Source organism: Streptomyces sp. NPDC058195, assembly GCF_042883525.1.
In the GTDB taxonomy this organism is placed as follows: Bacteria; Actinomycetota; Actinomycetes; order Streptomycetales; family Streptomycetaceae; genus Streptomyces.
Map to the genome: position 1 here is coordinate 1 of NZ_JBHVVM010000073.1, position 3,145 is coordinate 3,145.

The window sequence follows — 3,145 nt, forward strand, 5'->3', positions numbered from 1 at the left end:
ACAAGCCCATGAACAGTCGCCTCATCCGGATACGGACCCACCACACCATTCCACTCCACCAACACCTCCCGCCGCTCCCCCACCGTCAGCATGTTGAGATCGCCGATGCGTGCGCCGGGCGAGTCCACTACGGAGGTCAGCAGGCTCTCCAGGTGGCCGGCCATGCGCTCGATCGTCTCCGCGTCGAACATGCTCCGGTCGTAGACGAGGCGGAACTCCAGCGCACGCCCCGCTGATACGACGAGGGTCAGCGGGTACCCGGTGCGCTCCACGCAGTTGACCAGGCGCCGTGTCAGGCCCTCCGGGAAGTCCGAGGGCTTCTGCACCACCGGGTAGTTCTCGAAGACGAGGATCGACCGGAACAGTGGCTCACCCCGCGGAATCCTGCTGTGCTTCTGCACGTCGACGAGGTGGCAGTACTCCCACTGCCGCATCTCCAGTTGTTCGTCCTGGAGTTCCCTCAGCCACTCCGCGACGACCAGGTCGCCCGTCAGACGGCCGCGCACCGGCAGCGTGTTGATGAACAGGCCCATCATCGACTCGACGCCGGGAAGATCGATCGACCGGCCCGAGATGGTCGAGCCGAACAGCACCTCGTCCTGGCGGCTGTACCGTGAGAGCAGGACCGACCACAGCCCCTGCACCAGTGTGTTCATCGTGACGCGCTGGGTCTTGGCGTAGTTCCGGGCCCGTGCGAACAGCTCCGTGGAGGCGCAGACCTCGAACTCGCCGACTCCCGTGTCACCGGTGTCCCGGTCGACGTGCAGGGCGGTGGGCTCGGTGACGCCTGCCAGGTAGTCGGACCAGAACGCCCCAGAGCCGTCGTCCTCCCGGGAGTTGAGCCACTCGATGTAGCGGCGGTAGGGGACGGTGGGCGGCAGTCCGGCGGAAGTGCCGCCGAGCAGCGCGCGGTAGAGGGCGAACAGCTCCTTCTGGAGGATCTGCACACTCCAGCCGTCGAGGAGGATGTGATGGAACGACCAGACGACGATCCGGCGCTCCTCCTCCATCCGCAGCACGGTGACCCGGACCAGCGGGGCCCGCGCGAGGTCGAATCCCCGGTCCCAGTCCTCCGCCAGGAAGGTGCTCAGCCGCTCCTGCTGGCCGGACAGGCCGCGCAGGTCCCTCGTCTCGAAGGGCAGGGGAGCATGGCGCTGCACCACCTGTACCGGCTCCGACACCCCCTCCCACACGAACGCGCTGCGCAGGATCGAGTGCCGGTCGACGAGCTGCTGCCAGGCGGCGCCGAACAGCGTCTCGTCGAAGGGTCCTTCGACCTCCTCGGTCATCTGCACCATGTACGGACGCGTGTCGGACGTGTCCTCCAGCGAGTGGTAGAGCATGCCGAACTGCAGGGGCGAGAGTCCGTAGACGTCTTCCACGTTGTGCGCACTCATATCGAGAACCTCTTCAGGATCGCGGCCATGTCGGCGTCACCTACATCGGTGAGGGGAACACCGGGGGACTCCCGGCGGGCGTCGGCGGCTCCGTCGGCACTGCCGGCGATCAGCTCGCGCAGATGGCCGAGGACACCGTGCGCCAGGCGCTCGACGGTGCGCCGCTCGTGCAGCGCGGTCGAGTAGTTGATGTACAGCCCGAACGTGTCGCCCTCGACCGCGGCGGTCACGTCCAGCACGTTCCAGCGCAGGCCGTCCGGGCTGATCGAGTGCCCCTTGGGCTCGCCGGGACCGGCGTACCGCCCGATGCCCGGCAGGTCCCTGGTGAACTGGCCCAGGTAGTTGAAGTTCACTTCCGGGGTGGGCTGCCGACGCAGCGCGGCGGCCACGTCGGGAGCGCCGAGATGACGCAGGATGCCGTATCCGACGCCCTTGCTGGGGATGCGTGCCAGCTGCTCGCGAACGGAGTCGAGCGAGGCCACCGGATCGGTGACTCCCCGCGCCAGCCGCAGCGCGACGGGGAAGACGGACGTGAACCATCCGACCGTTCGCGACAGGTCCACGTCCGGGAACAGATCCTCACGGCCGTGTCCTTCCAGACCGATCAGGGTCTCGTCGTCTCCCGTCCAGTCCCGCAGGGCGTGGGCCAGTGCGGTGAGCAGGGCGTCGTTGATCTGGGTGCTGAAGGCCCGTGGAACGTCGCGCAGCAAGGCACGCGTCTCCTCGGGGCTGAGCGCCGCCATGACACTGGCGGCGGATCCCAGGTCGTTGCGGCCGTCCCGGTCACGCGGCACGCGTCCGGCCGGCTTGGGCTCGGCCCAGTAGGCGCACTCGGCCCGTGCCTGGGCGGAGTCGGCGAAGCCGTTCAGTCGCTGCGCCCACGACCGGAACGACGTCGTCTTCGCCGGGAGCAGGGGTGCGCGATCGGCGGCCCGCCGCTCATAGCAGCTGCCCAGATCTTCCAGGAGGATCCGCCAGGACACGCCGTCGACCGCCAGATGGTGTACGACGATGAGCAGCCGCTGCCCGCGCTTCGGGCCCCTCTCCAGCAGGGCGGCCCGCACCAACGGGCCCTTGGCCAGGCCGAGGCTCTGCTGCGTCTTCTCCGCGATGTCCTGCGACACCGACGCCAGGGACTCGTCCGAGACCCCGGACAGGTCGTGTACGTCGAGGATGTCGGTGTCCACGGTCTCGTCCAGGTACTGCCGCCAGCCGTCGGGCCCGTTCGCGCAGCGCAGGCGCAGTGCGTCGTGGTGCTCGACCAGGTCGGCCAGCGCGAGCCGGAGCGCGTCGGGGGCGAGTCCGTCGGTGACGAGAAGCTCGGCCTGGTTGAAGTGGTCGAACGTCGGCAGGTCCTTCTCGAAGAACCAGTGCTGGATCGGTGTCAGCGGGACCTCGCCCGCCACCCGGCCCTGCTCCGCGTCGACCGGCGTGGCCTCGGCGGCGTGGACCGCGATCTCGGCGATCGTCTGGTTCTTGAAGATCAGCCGCGGGGTGAGGTGCACACCGAATTTCTTGGCTCGGGCGATCATCTGAATGCTGACGATCGAATCCCCGCCCAGTTCGAAGAAGTTGTCGTGGATTCCGACCGTGTCGATCCCGAGGATCTCCGACCAGATCACGGCAAGGGTGCGCTCGGTGTCCGTCCGGGGTGCGGTGTAGGTGGTGGCGAGTTCGGGACGGTGGTGGTCCGGTGCGGGGAGTGCCTTGGTGTCGACCTTCCCGTTGGGGGTCAGCGGCAGCTGGCT

The 3,145-nt window shown here is 68.4% G+C and carries 2 protein-coding genes; both read right to left on the reverse strand.

The genetic code is table 11. The annotated features are described in order from the left end of the window. A partial coding sequence (locus ACFVWY_RS35515; RefSeq protein WP_389879037.1) for a condensation domain-containing protein occupies window positions 1-1,397 on the reverse strand: 1,397 nt, incomplete at its 3' end. Next, on the reverse strand, window positions 1,394-3,145 hold a 1,752-nt coding region (locus ACFVWY_RS35520; RefSeq protein ID WP_389879038.1), incomplete at its 5' end, for a condensation domain-containing protein. The genes ACFVWY_RS35520 and ACFVWY_RS35515, both read right to left, overlap by 4 nt.